Annotated in this window: 14 protein-coding genes; 2 read left to right on the top strand and 12 right to left on the bottom strand. The window is 54.9% G+C overall.

Annotated features, from left to right (window positions below; translation table 11 throughout):
• Nucleotides 1-12: 12 nt before the first annotated feature.
• The 4 genes from FD38_RS08385 to FD38_RS08370 form a co-directional block, all read right to left on the bottom strand.
• Nucleotides 13-1,032 (bottom strand): serine hydrolase domain-containing protein, encoded by a 1,020-nt coding sequence (locus FD38_RS08385; protein WP_057733182.1) that lies wholly within the window; start codon nt 1,030-1,032, stop codon nt 13-15.
• 71 nt (nt 1,033-1,103) lie between these two features.
• Nucleotides 1,104-2,549, bottom strand: a complete 1,446-nt coding sequence (locus FD38_RS08380; protein ID WP_057733180.1) for an aminotransferase-like domain-containing protein — start codon at nt 2,547-2,549, stop codon at nt 1,104-1,106.
• 94 nt (nt 2,550-2,643) lie between these two features.
• A complete protein-coding gene (locus FD38_RS08375) occupies nt 2,644-4,485 on the bottom strand; it encodes an ABC transporter ATP-binding protein (RefSeq protein ID WP_057733179.1) in 1,842 nt (613 codons plus the stop codon).
• Complete coding sequence (locus tag FD38_RS08370; protein ID WP_057733177.1) at nt 4,478-6,211, bottom strand: ABC transporter ATP-binding protein; 1,734 nt, start codon at nt 6,209-6,211, stop codon at nt 4,478-4,480. Before FD38_RS08370 ends, FD38_RS08375 begins: the two co-directional genes overlap by 8 nt.
• A gap of 426 nt (nt 6,212-6,637) precedes the next feature.
• Between FD38_RS08370 and FD38_RS08365 the strand changes: the two genes are divergently transcribed.
• Nucleotides 6,638-6,967, top strand: a complete 330-nt coding sequence (locus FD38_RS08365; RefSeq protein WP_057733175.1) for a hypothetical protein — start codon at nt 6,638-6,640, stop codon at nt 6,965-6,967.
• Between the two features lie 54 nt (nt 6,968-7,021).
• Here FD38_RS08365 and FD38_RS08360 read toward each other — a convergent pair whose 3' ends face one another.
• Nucleotides 7,022-7,225: a hypothetical protein gene (locus FD38_RS08360; protein WP_057733173.1), complete on the bottom strand. Its 204-nt coding sequence runs from the start codon at nt 7,223-7,225 to the stop codon at nt 7,022-7,024.
• Between the two features lie 88 nt (nt 7,226-7,313).
• Nucleotides 7,314-8,078 (bottom strand): GGDEF domain-containing protein, encoded by a 765-nt coding sequence (locus FD38_RS08355; protein WP_225430763.1) that lies wholly within the window; start codon nt 8,076-8,078, stop codon nt 7,314-7,316.
• Nucleotides 8,079-8,740: 662 nt separating this feature from the next.
• On the opposite strand from FD38_RS08355, the gene FD38_RS08350 reads away from it, so the two are divergent.
• Nucleotides 8,741-9,415 carry an EAL domain-containing protein gene (locus FD38_RS08350; protein ID WP_057733171.1) on the top strand — a complete coding sequence of 225 codons (675 nt, stop codon included), beginning with the start codon at nt 8,741-8,743 and terminating at the stop codon, nt 9,413-9,415.
• Nucleotides 9,416-9,512: 97 nt separating this feature from the next.
• Here FD38_RS08350 and FD38_RS08345 read toward each other — a convergent pair whose 3' ends face one another.
• The 6 genes from FD38_RS08345 to FD38_RS08320 all read right to left on the bottom strand — a co-directional run bounded on the left by FD38_RS08345 (nt 9,513) and on the right by FD38_RS08320 (nt 16,746).
• Entirely contained in the window at nt 9,513-10,547 is a 1,035-nt protein-coding gene (locus FD38_RS08345) for an LCP family protein (RefSeq protein ID WP_057733169.1), read from the bottom strand.
• 132 nt (nt 10,548-10,679) lie between these two features.
• Nucleotides 10,680-12,110: an APC family permease gene (locus tag FD38_RS08340; RefSeq protein WP_057733167.1), complete on the bottom strand. Its 1,431-nt coding sequence runs from the start codon at nt 12,108-12,110 to the stop codon at nt 10,680-10,682.
• Between the two features lie 149 nt (nt 12,111-12,259).
• Nucleotides 12,260-12,922: a potassium channel family protein gene (locus FD38_RS08335; protein WP_057733165.1), complete on the bottom strand. Its 663-nt coding sequence runs from the start codon at nt 12,920-12,922 to the stop codon at nt 12,260-12,262.
• 12 nt (nt 12,923-12,934) lie between these two features.
• Nucleotides 12,935-14,290, bottom strand: a complete 1,356-nt coding sequence (locus FD38_RS08330; protein WP_057733163.1) for a TrkH family potassium uptake protein — start codon at nt 14,288-14,290, stop codon at nt 12,935-12,937.
• Between the two features lie 179 nt (nt 14,291-14,469).
• Nucleotides 14,470-15,387, bottom strand: a complete 918-nt coding sequence (locus FD38_RS08325; RefSeq protein WP_057733161.1) for an aldo/keto reductase — start codon at nt 15,385-15,387, stop codon at nt 14,470-14,472.
• Nucleotides 15,388-15,552: 165 nt separating this feature from the next.
• Nucleotides 15,553-16,746 (bottom strand): MFS transporter, encoded by a 1,194-nt coding sequence (locus FD38_RS08320; protein ID WP_225430764.1) that lies wholly within the window; start codon nt 16,744-16,746, stop codon nt 15,553-15,555.
• Nucleotides 16,747-16,833: the final 87 nt, after the last annotated feature.

Raw genomic sequence — 16,833 nt, 5'->3', positions numbered from 1 at the left:
CACTTAAGTATTCTAAATAGTCGCTTTTTCGGCAAGATACGTCCCAATCACCGCATTCCGTTGATCTAGGTACGGCAGGTTCGGCGCCACCGGGTGGACCCGGTTAGTCAAGAAGACCATCGCTTGGGCGGTCTGCGGATCAATGACCAAGTAGGTTCCCGTGAACCCGGAATGCCAGAGCACCCGGTGCGGAGTCGGCCATTGGGTGGCCGTCAACGCCCAGCCCAGGGAGCGTCCGGCCCGACCGTTAGGCGTCCAATCGGCGACTAACCGGTGAAGCCAGGTCGGGGGCAACACGGCCGCCACCCGTTCGGGACGGCAATACGCCTGACAGAAGCGCACCAGGTCATCGACCGTACTAAACAGCCCGGCCGACCCGCACCGCCGCTGTAAGACGTACCCCTTGGGGTCGTGGACCACGCCGCGGACCAAGCCCCGACTGGGGGTGATGGCCGTGGGGACACAGGCGTGCGAATCAGCGGGCGTAAAGGTGCTGTGGGTCATCCCCAACGGGTCCAGGACCCGTTTTTGCACGGCCACCTGGACCGGTTCGCCCAAAATCGCTTCGATGATCCAGCCCATGAAGATGTAGTTCACGTCGGCGTAGACCATCTTGACGTTAAAGGTCGGGCCAACGTGCAACCCCAGTAACGCCCGGGTCAGCTCCGCGGCGTTCAACTGGTTGCGGTTGGGGATGTAGCCCGTGATGCCCGAGGTGTGGGTCAATAGGTGTTGAATCGTGACCCGTGAATCCCCAAACGCGGGCAGCCAGGTCGTGATGGGGTCCGTCAGGCGTAACCGCCCCGTGGCGAGGAGCTGGAGCGTCACGCTCAGGGTCCCCACGACCTTGGTCAACGAGGCTAAATCATAGGTCATCCCCGCGGTCAACGGTTCGACGGTCGGCACCAACGCGGCTTGTCCGAATTGGCCCGTTTCGACTCGGTCACCGTCGATCAAGGCGTAGCTCACGCCGGGGACCACCCCCGCCGAGACCAGTCGCCGTAAAGCGGTCTTAGTTGCCTGATAAGCCATGGTATCCCTTCTCTCTGCTTTCCATTTAACCGCAAATGCCGAGGGAGCGCAACGCCCCACGGCCAATTAGGTCACCGACTTAATTGGTCGCGAATCAGCGTTGCCAGTACCGTGACCCCCTGGCGAAATTCGGCCGGCGTCGCGTAGGCGTACGACAACCGAACGGCGTTGGTCCGCGCACCATACACCGTTCCCGGGTTCACCAAGACGCCTTGGGCTAACGCCGCTTGAAACAGCCGGGATAAATCGACCTTGGCGGGTAACTGGACCCAGAGGTAAAAGCCTCCCGCGGGTCGCTGCCAGGTCGCCAAGTCCCCCAGCGTGGCCGCTAAGCTCGCCAGTGCCGCCTCTCGCCGCGCCCGCAGCTGGTCGCGTAACCGCTGGAGCGTTTGCGGGTAATCCGGGGCCGTCAGCAGGTTGACTAACGTTTGTTGCGACAACGTGCTGGCCCCGTAGTCCATTTGCATCTTCACGTCGGCCAACCGGGCGACCACGGCCTGGGGCCCGACCAACCACCCGACTCGCAAGCCGGGCGCCAAGTCCTTGGAAACGGTCCCCAGATATAAGACGTTGCCCTGGGTATCGTGGGCCTTTAACGGCAGCGGCGGTCGCTGGTCCAACCAGAGTTCCTGGTAGGCCGTGTCTTCGATGATTGGCAGTTGGTATTTCTGGGCAAAGGCCAACAGGTCCTGCCGTCGTTGGGCCGACATCACGGTGCCCAACGGGTTATCGAAGGTCGGCACCGTGTAAAGAAGCTGCGGCTGCGAACTCACCGGAATCTGCCAGTAAGCCAACCCCTGCTCGTCGACCGGCACGGGCGCCCACTTGGCCTGAACCGATTCTAGGACCCGCAGTGACCGCAAATAGCTGGCCGGGGCCGTGTAGACCGTGGTCCCCGGTTCCAGTAACGCCGCCGTGATCAACTGCAGCGCCTGCAGGGACCCCGAGGTGATCAAGATGTTCTCCGGGGTGGTTTGCACGCCCCAGGTTGCCAAGCGCCGCACCAACGCCTCTCTCAGGGCTAACGACCCGCGCGCCGGTAGGTAGTTTAACGTGGTCAGTTGGTCGGCGGCTTGGTGCATGGCCGTCTGAACGGCTTGCCGGGGAAACAGGTCCGGGCCCAGTTCGCCGGTACTCAACCGAATCGGGGTCGCAAACTCGCGTTGATTGATGGTCTGAATGGTGGGCTGATTGGCGCTAAACTCACCCGCGTGGACCCACCGTTGCCAGTCCGGCGTGGCGCCCAGCAGCGTCGACCACGAGTTACTGGTCACCCGGGTCCCGCGGCCGTGGGCGGTGGTCACCACCCCCAGTGCTTGTAATTCGGCGATGGCCGCGTGAATGGTACTGCGATTTACCTGGTAAGTCCGCGCCAATTCCCGCTGTGGTGGCAGTTGCTGGCCGACTAACCAGTTGCCTTGGCGAATCTGGGTGACGCAATAGGTGATCAGTTGTTGATACAGTGGCGTGCCACTTTCCCGTTGGGGCTGCCACCGGAAGTGCACCGTTTGAGCCATGCGACCATCCCTTTCCTTTGGCCTTAGTGTAGCATAGAAAAAGCGGCCGTTACCGCGCTGAGGCGTCCCGACCGCTAAAATCCATGCTGGTAGTTTAAGCTAAATTGTTTCCCGCAAACTGACTGTTGTACAGGTCCGCGTAGAACCCGTTGGCGGCCAATAGGCTGTCGTGGTTCCCGGTTTCCACGATGTGCCCGTGGTCCATCACCACGATGTTCTCGGCATTTTGAATCGTCGATAACCGGTGGGCCACCACGAAACTGGTCCGCCCAGCTAGCAGGCGTTCCATGGCTTGTTGGATCAGCATTTCCGTCCGCGTATCCACGGAACTGGTGGCTTCATCCAAGATCAACACGTCGGGATCGGCCACGAAGGCCCGGGCAATCGTCAATAACTGCCGTTGTCCCTGGGAAATGTTGCTGGCCGCTTCGTTCAGAATGGTGTCGTAACCGTCCGGTAACTGCCGGATAAAGGTGTCCGCGTGGGCCGCCTTGGCCGCCGCGTAGACCTCGTCGGCCGTCGCATCTTCCCGACCGTACTTGATGTTGTCGAAGATGCTTCCGGTAAAGAGCCAGGTCTCCTGCAGCACCATCGCGAAGTGTTTCCGTAAGTCCGCTCTGGCCACCGTATTGGTCGCTTGGCCGCGGTACTTGATCTGCCCGCCGGCCACGTCGTAGAAGCGTTCCAACAGGTTAATGATGGTGGTCTTCCCGGCCCCGGTTGGCCCAACGATGGCGACCATCTCACCCGGCTTAACCGCCAGATTGAAGTCTTCAATCAACGGCTTGTCCGGAACGTACTGGAAGTTCACGTTGTCGAATTCGATCACGTTCCCCGCCTGCGCCGTCTGTGCCGGTAACTGGTCGTGGACCGTTTGCGGCATGTCGTCTTCGTCGAGAACGGCAAAGACCCGTTCGGCGGAGGCAATCGTGGCCTGAATCGTGTTGGTCAGGTTCGCCATCTGGGTGATGGGTTGGGAGAACTGGTTGGTGTATTGCAGGAAGGCCTGCACGTTCCCTAAGCTCACCGTCCCGTTGGCGACCTGAATCCCCCCGATGACCGCCACGGCCAGGTAATCCAGGTTCTTGACGAAGTTCATCAACGGGAAGATTAGACTGGAGACGAACTGCGCCTTCCAGGCCGATTTATAGTACTTTTCGTTGTGTTCTTCAAACTGGTCCTGCACGTCGGCTTCCTGGTTGAAGGTCTTGACCACGGTATGCCCCGCGTAAGTCTCTTCGACCGTGTTGTTCAGTAACCCCAGATTCTTCTGTTGACTGGCGAAGAACTTCTGTGAGCGGGGCGCCACAAGCATCACGACCACCAGGCTCAGGGGGACCGAAATCAGAGCCACTAACGTCAGCCAGCCACTGATGGTCAGCATCATGTACAGCACCCCGAAGAAGGTCAGCACACTGGTGACCAATTGGGACAGCGTCTGTTGTAACGTACCCCCGATGTTATCCATATCGTTGGCCATCCGGGACATCAAGTCCCCGTTACTATGGGTATCATAATAGCTGATTGGCAGGTGTTGCATCTTATCTTTGAGGTCCCGCCGTAACTGATAAACCACCTTTTGGGCGATCCAGTTCATGATGACCTGCTGGACGATTCCGAACAGCGCCGCACCCACGTACAGGATACCGACGATCAGGAGGATGTGCCCAATCTTACCGAAGTTGATTGGCAGACTGGTCAGGTTGATGCCCGCCTTGAGCTCGGCGGTCCCCTTCATGACGCCCTTAAAGAGTTCCGTGGTGGCTTCCCCTAAGATCTTGGGGGTCCGAATCTGTAAGATTACGGACGCCGCCGCGAAAATCATCACGACGATGATGCCGGGAATCCAATGTTTCATATACCGGAAGAGGCGGCCGGTGGTCTTCCAGAAGCTTTGTGGCCGTTGTTTGGTGGCCGAACCGCGTCCGTTACGCATCGACGACATCCCCCTTCCGTAATTGTGAGTCGAGAATTTCTTGGTAGGTCTTGTTCGTGGCCTTGAGTTCCGCATGGGTCCCCTGACCCACGATCTTACCGCCGTCGATCACTAAGATCACGTCGGCGTCGGCCACGGTGGAAACCCGTTGCGCGACGATCACGGTCACGCCGGCTTGGACCTGCGCATCTTGCCGCAGTTGTTGCCGCAATAACGCGTCGGTCTTGAAATCTAGCGCGGAGAACGAGTCGTCAAAGACGTAGACGCTGGCGCGCTTCAAAATGGTGCGCGCAATGACTAAGCGTTGCCGTTGGCCCCCAGAGAAGTTATCCCCGTTTTGTTCGACCACGGCGTCTAAGCCCCCGGTCTCCTTCACAAAGTCCGTGGCTTGGGCGACGTCGAGGGCGTGCCAAATCTGATCGTCGGTCGCGTCGGCCTTGGCGGTCACCATGTTGCTCCGGATCGTGCCGGCAAACAGGACGGCCTTTTGTTGGGTGATCGAAACAGCTTGGTGTAAGTCACGCTGACTCACCGCCGGCAAGGCCACCCCGTTTAAGCGAATCTGTCCGCTCTCGGGGTCAAATAACCGCGGAATCAGGTTGACCAAAGTCGATTTCCCCGACCCGGTCCCCCCGATGATGGCCACGGTCTGCCCCGCCTTGGCCAGGAAGTGCACGTCGGTCAGGGCCAACTTTTCCGCGCCCGTATAGCGGAAATCCACGTGGTCAAACTCTAAGCTGACCGGGCTATCCGGTAACGTAACGGGTTGGTCGGCGTCGTTGATCTTCGATTTCAAATCCATGACTTCGTTGATCCGGGCGGCCGAAGCTTGGGCCCGGGGCACGAAGACGAAGACCATCGACACCATCATGAAACTGATCAGAATTTGGGTCGCGTAAGTCATGAAGGCCACTAAGTTCCCCACTTCCAGAGCTTGGTGAGCGATCAATTGTCCCCCGTACCAGACAATCCCGATGTTGGTCCCACTAATGATCAGCGTGATGACCGGGAACATCAAAGAAACGATCATGAAGACCTTAATCCCCGTTTGGGTGTAGTCTTGGTTGGCCCCTTCGAAGCGGTCCTGTTCAAATTTATCTTGGTTGAAGGCCCGGATGACCCGGACCCCCGTCAGGCCTTCGCGAAAGATTAAGTTAATGCGGTCAATCTTCTTTTGTAAGCTCTTAAATAACGGTACCGCAAAATACATGACCAGAACGGTAAAGAGGGCCAAGACGGGTAACGCCACCAAGAAGACCAGCGTCAGGCGCGGGCTCTTGAGGTAGGCCAGGATCCCGGCCCCGATTAACATGATGGGCGCCATTAACATCATCCGTAACATTTGGACCATCACGTTTTGAATCTGCACCACGTCGTTCGTGGTCCGCGTGATCAAAGACGCGTTCCCCACGGTCTCAAACTCTTCCGTGGACGACAAGGTGACCTTCTTGAAAAGGTTGGTTCGGATTCGTTGCCCCATCTTCTGGGATTGGGTGGCGGCGTAATAAACGTTACCGGCCGCGCCCAGCACCCCGATAAAGCTCAGCAGGAGCATCTGCCCCCCGGTGCGCCAGATGTACCCAATGTCGTTATTCGCAATCCCCTTATCAATGATATTGGAGGTTAACGTGGGTAACGATAGGTCACAGGCAACTTGAATCATCATAAAGCCCACTGCCAGGACTACTGCCCACCAGTCCAGGTGTTTTCGGGCAAGTCGCATCATTTGATTTTGGCCTTCTTTCTCATAAGTTTGTTAACAATGCTGACAAAAAACTGCATATGTGGCAATTATACTCGTCTCTTTAACGTTTGCAATCATCAATACATATAGACCTAATCTAGGGGCGCCAGCGCTTCCGCTCCAGTCAGCAACGGGCTGGTCATCATGGCAACTCAGGGACGTTCTTTGTCACTAAAAACCATAGATGGTCGTTTGAATTAATGATAATCTTTGACCATCGACGGCGCTAACTGACCAGGCGCACAGACCAACGTCGACCATTCGGTTAATTGCGACCCTAGCCCTTGAACGGCCCAGATGGTCAAGCTGATCTCGGTTCAGCCGCCGCATCACCAGCAATGATTCCGGTGAGACTGGTAATCCGGTCAAAATTTGTTACAATGTAAGCACCGAAGGGAGCAAGGACTTGTGGCTAGTAATTCTGATTCGATCTATAACGTTTTAACCTATATTCACCGACACCCGCAACGCGTCAATTTCATTGCGCAACGCAACAGTAACGTGGTCTCGATTGGGGTCCCCGATACGGTCCCCGTGGCCAACGTCGAGCTGTACTTCCCCACGGATCGTTTAGTGGTCAACCGACTAGATGAGGACTTTCTCGCCATGCACGGCGACCTCTTAAACGATTTCTTCGACCGGACCAAAAGCTCCAAGCTAGACTACCAAGACGTGTGGGTCACCACGGGCTACGTCCCCGGCCAGCACGCTTACCTGGTAGAATTATCCTTTGAATAAGTCACGAAAAGGCACCGCACGAGTGAGTCACTCTTGCGGTGCCTATTTTGATGGTTAACTAAAAATGGCTTTAGAGGCCCACAGTCCCCCGACGACCAACACGGCGACGATAAAGAACTTAAAGAGTGCCGCGAAGGCCACCAGAACGATGGCCCCAATGACCAACGTTCCCACCAGGCCCAATAGCCAGCCGGCTAAGCCAAACACGAGCCGGAGAATGGGAAATAGAAGTAACAGTAATAAGAGACCCAGAATCATGCTGATCCCCCCTCACACTAATTTAGGTCTACCCCGTAGTGTACACGATTCTGGCTTAAAAAGCACTTAACCTCAGACGGGTTCGGCCTTACGCCGTGGTAATCTGCATCCGGCCGTTTTTCTTGGAGTGGTATAAATTAGCGTCGACGCGCTTGTAAAAGTCCAACGGGTTACGGTCCTGCACGGTTAAGCCGGAGACCCCGATCGACAGGGTGACCCGTAACGTTTGCCCGTTATACTCGACCTCATTTTGCGCCACGGCATCAAAAATCTGCTGGGCGATTGGCTGCGTTTGTTCCATGGTATAGTTCGGCAGGAGGACGTTAAATTCCTCGCCCCCGGTCCGGTACAAAATGATTTTCGGATCGATTTGTTTCAGCGTTGTGCTCGCCGTTTTGGCCACACCTTTTAAAACTTCATCCCCGGCTAAATGGCCGTAGGTATCGTTAACGTGCTTAAAGTGGTCGATATCGAACATGATCATCGACAGGTTACGGTGTTGCCCCACGCTGTGATAGAACTCGTACCCGATGGCCCGATCGTAAGCCGCGTAGTTTTGCACGTTGGTCAACGCATCCCAGTTGGCCGATTGGAACAATCGGTCTTTGATCCGCCGGTCCTTATCCTGAATCTTGAAATACCCGTACATCAGCACAGCCAAAATGGCAAAGTTTAAGAGTTCTTCGGCCACGGTGGTCCAGGCTAGGTTCAAGCGAATCTTGACCACGATCCATAAAATCGTGGCGTTGACCATGGCCAACGAGATGTAGCGGGTAAACGGCCACCGCCACATGTGGACACTTTGAACGTGGGATTCCAGGTAGAATAACGCAAAACCCCCGTGTAGAACCACGATAACGGCTGGTCCACGTTCCCGTTGAGCAGCATGAACCCGATTCCGAAGATAAAGATCAACCAGTACGGAATGCGAATTTGTAAGAAATAGGCGGCAAAAACTAAGATCAACAATTGAAAGTTCATGAAGGTCCAGGATAGGTGACTATCCCGCACTAATAGTTGTAACGCAAAAATGGCTACCCCGGAACAAATGGCCCCGACCCATGCCTGGACGCGTTTGACATTAACGGGTTTGCTCTGCGATTCAATCTTTGTGGTAATCCAGTTAAAGATTGACCAGTAGAGCGTGATGACCCCGAGGACAAAGAAAATACTCGTAATGAAGGGTGGTACCAGCCACATTGACCAAGTCATTTAATCAGACTCCTCATAAGTTCTAATGAACACTTGTCAACTCTCCTAATCAATCTAATTGATTAATAATTAAACCTAACAATCAAATTGATCGTCTTAAGCCCCTTTGAGTTGACTGACTACTTCTACTATAAATCAATTCATATAATAAAACCATAAAAATTTATATAATATATTATGTTAGACTGCTAACCATTACTGAGCCCGTCACATTCTGCGCACAAATTGGGGACTGCCCCTACTGTTTAGCTCAAAAATACAGTATGATGGTAAATGAAACCGCATGTAAGGAGGAATTGCGCCATGTACCGTTACTTTTTACAGCCGCAACTTGACGTCTCCAACAACTCGCTCATTGGCTACGAGTTGCTCATTCGTCAGAAAGTGGCTGATAAATGGGTCTTACCCCATAATTTCGCGTCAATTCCGATTGACGTCCAAGCGGATCTCATCCGCCGTACCGCGCAAAAACTCATGTTAAAGATTGGCTCCGTTTCGTTTAATACCAACCGCAGTCAGTTCATTGATAATACCATTGCGCAGGCGATTCTATCCGCTCAGCAACAAATTTATCCCCTAAATCTCGTTTTAGAGGTCACGGAAGAAGCAACCGATGATGCCATCACGGACCAACAAATCATCGATCAGGTCCACTTCTTCGATCAGCATGGTATTCAACTCAGTCTGGACGACGTGGGCACCGGGATCAACACTTATGATCACTTAAAGCCGGTGTTACCTTACGCCAGTGAGATCAAGTTTGCGATGCAAAACTTCCGCCAAGAAAAACGGGAGGCCGAGATCCCGGCTAACCTGAAGTTCTGGAAACAAGTCGCGGACCAGCACCACCTGCGTTTGATCCTCGAAGGGGTGGAAAACCAGGAGGAACACGACATGGCCAATGACTTACAGATTGACCTGCGCCAAGGGTGGTTCTATGGCAAGCCCCACCTATTCAAATTAGAGGCCACCGACTAAAGAAATGGCATCTGCTCATCACTGCTAGTGATGACCAGGTGCCATTTTAACGTAATTCACGAATAAAGCAAGCCTTGTTTTAACGGGTTAACCATTTTTACTGTCCGTTACCCGGCCCCATCGTGGTCTCGGTCGTGCCGGTGGTATCGGTGGTGGTGCTCTCGGTCATGTCGGCAATGGTCCCCGTGGTGGCGTGACTCAGCCCCAGACCGCGCCGAATAAAGTTGGTGACCCGTTGCAGTTCGCTGGTCGTGGCCACCTCCATGCTTTGCCCGCTAATGGTCTCGCCGGTCCCCTGAATGTGGGTAGTCTTAATGTGCTTGATTGCCGAGCGATAATTCTGGGCCAACGCCGTTAAGTCGTTAAAGGTCAGATCCGTTTGGGTCTGCTTCGATAACGAGCTGATAAAATCTTCGTTCAGTAAAGTTTTGATGGAATTACTCTGCTTGAGTAGGGCCATGATGACCTTGCGTTGCCGCGTTTGCCGCCCGTAATCGCCTTGGGGATCGTCGTCACGCATCCGCGAGTACGCCAGGGCCTTTTTCCCGTTCATGTGGGTGGTCACGCCCTTCTTAAAGGTGTAACCGCCGTAGCTGAAACTCAGGGTCGGTTTGAGCGTCACCCCGCCCACTTCGTTAATGATTTTCTCCATCCCACCCATGTTGATAATGGCGTAGAAGTCGATGGGCACGTTCAGCATCTTTTGCACCGTGGTGATGGCCGTCTTCGATTTTCCCCAGGCATAAGCCGCATTGATCTTCGCCGGTGATTGGCTTTCATACCCCGGAATATTGACGGCGGTATCCCGCGGAATACTGGTAATGGTGGTCTTATTGGTTTGGGGGTTGATGGTCACGACCATCATACTGTCGGTCCGCCCCTGAAAGGTTCGCCCTAACGCCCCCGTATCGGTCCCCATCAGTAAGATGGAGATCGGTTTTTTCTGGGCTAATTGTTGATTGACGTTCCGCAGTTTACTCACACCGGACGCCTGATACGAGCCCTTCACCGAGTTTTGGAGGCTTTGGTATTTGTGCATCCCGTACGCGCCGCCCCCAATCAGGAGTGCCAGGATCAAGAAAAGCACCGTTTTAAACACCGGATGCCGTTTTTTTAGTCGTTTACGTTGCATGTTGCCACCCTTTCAGCCACGGGTCCCCTTCACCGCGGAACATTTAATCTCAAATTGATTGAACCCGTCCATTATAAATGGCATTTCTTAACACTTCCTAAGCCCCGGAACGCTTTAAGAAATTCGCAAGGTTTAGCGTTCAGTAGTGTTTGCGGTCAGTTCACGCCGGACCCGGCTATGCCGGTACCCGTAACTCACGTAAACGATCAGGCCGATCACGACCCAGATGCCAAACGCCTCCCAGGTGAAGGCCTGAAGCTGGCTCATCAGGTACAAGCAAGCCCCAAAGGAGACCAGCGGCACCACCGGATACCCGGGCACTTTGAACGCCGTGTCCAGATCCTTGAACCGCGCGTCCCGCCGCAAAAACACGATGCCGATGGACACCATGGCAAACGCCGATAGCGTCCCGATATTGACTAATTCAGCGATTTTGTCGATGGGAATCACCGCCGCAAACAGGCTGGCGATGATGCCGAAAATCCAGGTGTTTGCGACCGGGACCTGGGTCTTGGGATTCAACCGCATCAACGGTCGTGGCAACAGACCGTCACGGCTGATGGCAAAGAGCAAGCGGGTCCCCCCGTAAGACATCACGATCAACACGGTGGTCATCCCCACGATGGCCCCCAGTGAGACCACGCCGGCCGCCCAGTTCTGGTGGATCAAGTTCAGCGCCAAGGCCACGGGATCGGCCACGTTGAGTTTCGTGTAGGGCACTACGCCGACCAGCACGGCGGATAAGCCGATGTACAACACCGCCGCCACCAGTAGCGACGCAATGATCCCGATGGGCATGTTGCGCTTAGGATTTTTGACCTCTTCACTGGCCGTCGAGACGGCATCGAACCCGATGTAGGCGTAAAAGGCGACCGCCGCTCCCTTGAAGATGCCCTGGGTCCCGAACGGCAACAGGGGCTGGTAGTTGGCCGGCCGCACGTAAAAGACGGCGATGCCGATGAACAGGAGAATCACCAAAATCTTGACGATGACCATCACGTTGTTGACCTTGGCCGATTCCCGGATGCCTTGCGATAACAGCCCCGCCACAATCAACGTGATGATTAACGCGATGATGTCGACGCCCCCGCCCTTGACCCCGGCGGTTCCCGCGGCGGCTTGGAAGAACGCCGGGAGTTTCAGCCCAAAGCCCGCCAGGAGGTTTTGAAAGTACGACGACCAGCTCACCGCCACCGAGGAAACGGCAAATAGGTACTCGGAAATCAGCGCCCACCCCAACAGCCAGGCGATAAATTCGCCGAACACCGCGTAAACGTAGGTGTAGGCACTCCCGGCCAAGGGAATCGTCGACGAAAATTCGGAATAGCACAGCGCCGCTAACGCACAGACCACCACGGCAATCACGAACGAGAGCATGACGCCCGGGCCCGCATACTTGGCCGCAATCAAGCCGGGCGTAATGAAGATCCCGGACCCGACAATGGCCCCAATCCCCATCGTGGTCAGGCTAAAAGCGGTCAGCGTCTTCGCTAACCCCGTTTTTTGATAAAGATCGGTTTGAACGGCTTTCTTGACAAATAGGTGCAATGGTCGACGACCCAAGCTGATTCCTCCCTTAAAGTACTGTTCACTAAATTAGAATTAGATTAAATCAATTATGATATTTTAATTTTGTTTAGTCCGAATGTCAAGCGCCGGTGGCGCCGCCCAGTAAAAAACGGTTCAGCCAGCTGGCCGAACCGTTAAGCGTCTTATTTTTTTAGGGTCTCGTCTAAGGCTTCGACCTGCTTGACCGGCCCCACCACGGTCAAGACGTCGTGCAACCGCACAATCGCCGTCGGGTCCGGCGAGATATCGATCTTCGGTCCCCGTTGAATGGCGATCACGGTCAGGTCGAACCGTTGTCGCAGGTTCAGTTGAATCAAATTCTGATCCACGAAGGTCGGGTCGGTAATCACGACTTCGGCCAACGTGTAATCCTCACTCAGGTCGATGAAGTTCAAGATGTGATTCGACAAGAGCTTGCGGGCGATGCCGCGCCCCATGTCCCGTTCGGGAAAGACCACCTGATCGGCCCCGACTCGTTGGAGAACCCGGCCGTGGTCGCTGGTTTCGGCCTTGGCAATCACCTTCTTGGCCCCCTGTTCCTTGGCCAACAAGGTCGTGAGGATACTGGCCTCCATGTTATTACCGATTCCAATGATCACGTAGTCAAAGGTATCGATGTTCAGACGCCGGAGCACTTCTTCGTCTCTGGTGTCGGCAATCAACGTCTGCGTGGCCACGTCGATCAACTCGTTGACCCGTTCCTCGTGAATATCAACGGCCAGCACGTCTTGGTGCATGTCCGCAAGCGTCCGGACCACGGCTTCACCAAACCGTCCGAGACCCAATACGGCAAAGTTCTTCTTCAATTTCGCCACTCCTTAACCAATTAAGACGTTTTCTTCCGGATACCGGATGCGACTGACCTTGGTCTGCCGCTTCGATAACGAGTACAGGGAGGTAAAGATCCCGACCCGGCCGATAAACATCAGTAAGATAATAATCAATTTACCAATCACACTCAAATGCGGGGTCAACCCCAGGCTTAACCCCACGGTCCCAAACGCCGATAAGACCTCAAACACGATGTATTCCAGGCCGTAGCCTTGGGGAATCTTTTCGGTCTGGGTCAAAATCAAGGTCGCCACGGTAATCACGATGCTGGCTAAGAAAACCAGCAACAGGGCCCGGCTAATGTTGGCCTGACTGAACCGGCGGTGGCTAAATTCCACGTCGTCCTTGCCCCGAATCTGGGCGATACTCTGTAACATCAGGACCCCAAACGTCGTGGTCTTGATCCCCCCGGCGGTCGACCCGGGCGTCCCACCGACAAACATCAAAATCATCAGCAGGAAAATACTTCCGGCGTGTAACGAACTGGTGGGCAACGTCACGATACCGGCCGTCCGCGGCGTGACGCTAAGAAACAGCGTGTTGACCACCCGGTTGATCCAGGTCGGGTTGCCGGGGATGCAGGCCAGATTACCTTCCGTGACCAGCAACGCTAAGAAGCCGACCACGAAGAGGGTCCCGGTCGTGACCAGCGTGAGTTTCGAATTCAGGCTCAACCGGTGGCGTTCGTGATACAACAACACGTCGCGCCAGACCAGAAAACCCAGGCCCCCGCCAACGATCAACACGATCGTCACTAAAATCACGTAGGTGTCGTCCCGAAAGGCCATCAGACTATTACCGAAAACGTCAAACCCCGCGTTACAAAACGACATCACCGAGTGGTAGACCGACACGTACAGCCCGCGGCGCCACCCGAAGCGGGGGATGAAGTCGACCGCTAGTAAGGCGACCCCGCCCAGTTGGAAGATGGCCGAGAGTTGGACCACGTACTTCATCACGCTCTTGGTGTCGCTTAGATTTTCCAGGTTCAACGATTCCTTGACCATGAGCTGGGTCGATAGTCCCATGTGGCGGTGCCGCCGAATCAGGTTAAACAGCAACACGGCAAACGTCATGTAGCCCAACGCCCCGACCTCGGCCATTCCTAGAATCACCAGTTGCCCGAAGACCGACCAGTGGGCCGCGGTGTTGACCACGGTAAGCCCCGTGATGCAGGTGGCCGAGGCCGCTGTGAACAAAATGTCGATCAACGGTGTGCCCTGACCGCCCCGCGTGGCCACCGGTAAGCTCAACAGAAGCGTCCCCAACGCGATAATCAGGATAAACCCAAACACCATCTTCTTCGATAGCGTGTCTAAAAATTTTAAATGCCAAATACTCATTGTCTATCCCAGTCCTATATTCCAATCTACTCCCCCCAGCTTAAGCCCGGACTACCGGCAAAGCAAGCACATTTTGACCCGGAATCAGAATTCAACCCGCCTCCTCATCAATTTCTTAATCTCAGCTGATTTTCGGCAAAAAAATGACCATCCCCGCAGCGGAAATGGTCATCGAATCATTACTTTTGTAAGAATTTCGCGGTATCGTCCCAGGCCTGCACGTCACCGGTCAACGCCTTAGGGTTCGTCGGGTTGTGCCAAGCGAAATCGTCGTACCACAAGCCCCGCTTGCCTTGGTCCAAAGCGTCAATGGCGGCGACGTCTTCGTCGCTTAACGTGAAATCGTTGATCTGGCTGTTGGCCACGATCCGTTCCACGTGCGTCGACTTGGGGATCGTGATGATGCCGTGTTGGTAATCCCACCGCAAGATGATCTGGGCGGCCGACCGTTGATACTTGGTCGCTAACTTGGTAATCGTCGGGTTGCTCAAGGCAGCCCCGCCACCCAACGGCGACCAGGCTTCTAATTGGATACCGGCCAGTTGCATCACTTGCCGTAAGTCCTTTTCCTGGTTCAACGGGTTAAATTCCATTTGGTTGATCATCGGGGTGATCGCGGTCTTATCCAGTAACTCGGTCAACCGTTCCGAATCAAAGTTAGAAATCCCAATCGCGTGAACCTGGCCGTTGCGGTAGAGTTCTTCGAGGGCCCGCCAGGTATCGATAAACTTACCGTCTACCGGCCAATGAATCAGGTACAGGTCGACGTAGTGTAACCGTAACTGTTTCAAGCTGGCTTCGAAGGCCCGTAACGTGGAATCGTATCCCTGGTCACCGTTCAAGACCTTGGTGGTGACGAAGAGGTCCTTGCGGTTCAAGCCGGCCTTTAACAACCCGTCTTGAATCCCCGCCCCCACGCCGGGTTCGTTGCCGTACTGTTTAGCGGTATCGATCATCCGGTAACCGTGCTGGATCGCCTGGCTGACCGAGTGCGCGGCATCCGTGTTGGACGTCTTCCAGACCCCCAGCCCTAAGCGGGGCATGGGATAGCCGTTGTTTAACGTTAGTCGTTGATCTAAAACTGAGCTTGTCGTCATAAAATTCATTCCTCCTCAATTTCATTACAATTTTAATTGTATAACTTAGGAGTCATCGTTGACAACAAAAGCGTTTACTTTGTTGGTCCACCGGTATTTTCGTGGCCTAATCGTGGGGATGAAAAACGGTCCGCCCCCGTAACGGTGCAGACCGCTTAACAGCGTTTACGCGTTTTGGGCTTTCACCGCCAACTGTCGGTGAAAAATCACGTAGACCACGGCCGTTAAGGGAATCGTCACCAATAAGGCCGGATAAAACAACGTCACGGGCACGGCGTCGAACAAGGCACCGCCAATAATTGGCCCTAAGACCATCCCCGTATCCATACCGATGTAAAAGGTACTGTTAGCCAACCCCTGTTCATCTAGTGGCGCTAGCAACAACGCGGTGGCCTGGCAGACCGAATACATCACGCCGTAGCCCCCGGCTAACCCGGCGGCCGCGAGCACCATCATCCAGTTGTTCACCAGGTAGGTCAACCCCAGCATCCCAATCAGGTTACAAAAACTCCCAATCAAGAGGAACCATTTGAACGGGACCCGGTCGAAGTAGTCCTTAAAGACCAACCGGACCGCCAAAAGAATAATGGCATAGACGATAAAGAAATTACCGGCCGACACCTGTAGATGCCGCACCGCCACGTATTCCACGATGTAGGACTGCGTGGCAAAGTACGGGATCGACAGGAGCATCAAGATAATGGCCAGTGGGACCACCCGCGGTTGGACGATGCGGTGGTGGGCAGTCGGCGCCTGAGTCTGGTTCGGTCGCTGGTACGGTCGGCCTTTATTAATGACGAACTGGATCAGGATCACGATGGTCGCGCTAAACACCGTGCCACACAGGAAGGCGGCGCGGTAACTCACCTGATGAAAGATCCAAATCCCTAAGGCCGGCGCCACCGCCATCCCCAGGGCGTTCATCATCCCGTAGTAGCTCATCCCGGCCCCGATGCGGTCGCGGGGGAGCAAGCTAGAGAACCAGGTCGCCAGACAAATCGAACTTAACGCGAAGCCGAACCCGTTGATGATTCGAAAAATCACGACCATCCAGGGAGTCACCGCAACGGCGTACCCCACGGTCGCCACCAGCAACAGGCTCCCCCCAATCAAGGCAATCTTGTATTTGGTCACGGCATCGACTAATTGGCCGGCAAACGGCCGAAAGACCAGCGAACACAGGTTCATCGCCGCGGCAACGATTCCCGCTACCAGCGTACTGGCCCCCAGACTGTGGGTGAACCCCACGATCAACGGCGTAATCAACATGGACGAACACATATAACAAAAAGTACAAATCAAGAGCAGAATCGTGTCCCGGGAAAAGAGACGTTGCTCGGCTGTTTCAGGTTTACTCACGGTTGGCCTTCTTTCCAAAATGCTTATCCCAAATATCATACCATACCGTATGCCGGCTACCGCCCCTTGAAACCGCCACCACTACGA

This window comes from Levilactobacillus zymae DSM 19395 (assembly GCF_001434115.1).
Taxonomy (GTDB): Bacteria; Bacillota; Bacilli; order Lactobacillales; family Lactobacillaceae; genus Levilactobacillus; species Levilactobacillus zymae.
This window is presented reverse-complemented; position numbering and strand designations above follow the sequence as displayed.

What these genes read in the sequence shown, in the direction of transcription:
- FD38_RS08350 (WP_057733171.1), top strand. Translation starts at nt 8,741, where the DNA reads ATGTACCGTTACTTTTTACAGCCGCAACTTGACGTCTCCAACAACTCG.
- FD38_RS08370 (WP_057733177.1), bottom strand. Translation starts at nt 6,211, where the DNA reads ATGATGCGACTTGCCCGAAAACACCTGGACTGGTGGGCAGTAGTCCTG.
- FD38_RS08325 (WP_057733161.1), bottom strand. Translation starts at nt 15,387, where the DNA reads ATGACGACAAGCTCAGTTTTAGATCAACGACTAACGTTAAACAACGGC.
- FD38_RS08345 (WP_057733169.1), bottom strand. Translation starts at nt 10,547, where the DNA reads ATGCAACGTAAACGACTAAAAAAACGGCATCCGGTGTTTAAAACGGTG.
- FD38_RS08375 (WP_057733179.1), bottom strand. Translation starts at nt 4,485, where the DNA reads ATGCGTAACGGACGCGGTTCGGCCACCAAACAACGGCCACAAAGCTTC.
- FD38_RS08360 (WP_057733173.1), bottom strand. Translation starts at nt 7,225, where the DNA reads ATGATTCTGGGTCTCTTATTACTGTTACTTCTATTTCCCATTCTCCGG.
- FD38_RS08385 (WP_057733182.1), bottom strand. Translation starts at nt 1,032, where the DNA reads ATGGCTTATCAGGCAACTAAGACCGCTTTACGGCGACTGGTCTCGGCG.
- FD38_RS08380 (WP_057733180.1), bottom strand. Translation starts at nt 2,549, where the DNA reads ATGGCTCAAACGGTGCACTTCCGGTGGCAGCCCCAACGGGAAAGTGGC.
- FD38_RS08330 (WP_057733163.1), bottom strand. Translation starts at nt 14,290, where the DNA reads ATGAGTATTTGGCATTTAAAATTTTTAGACACGCTATCGAAGAAGATG.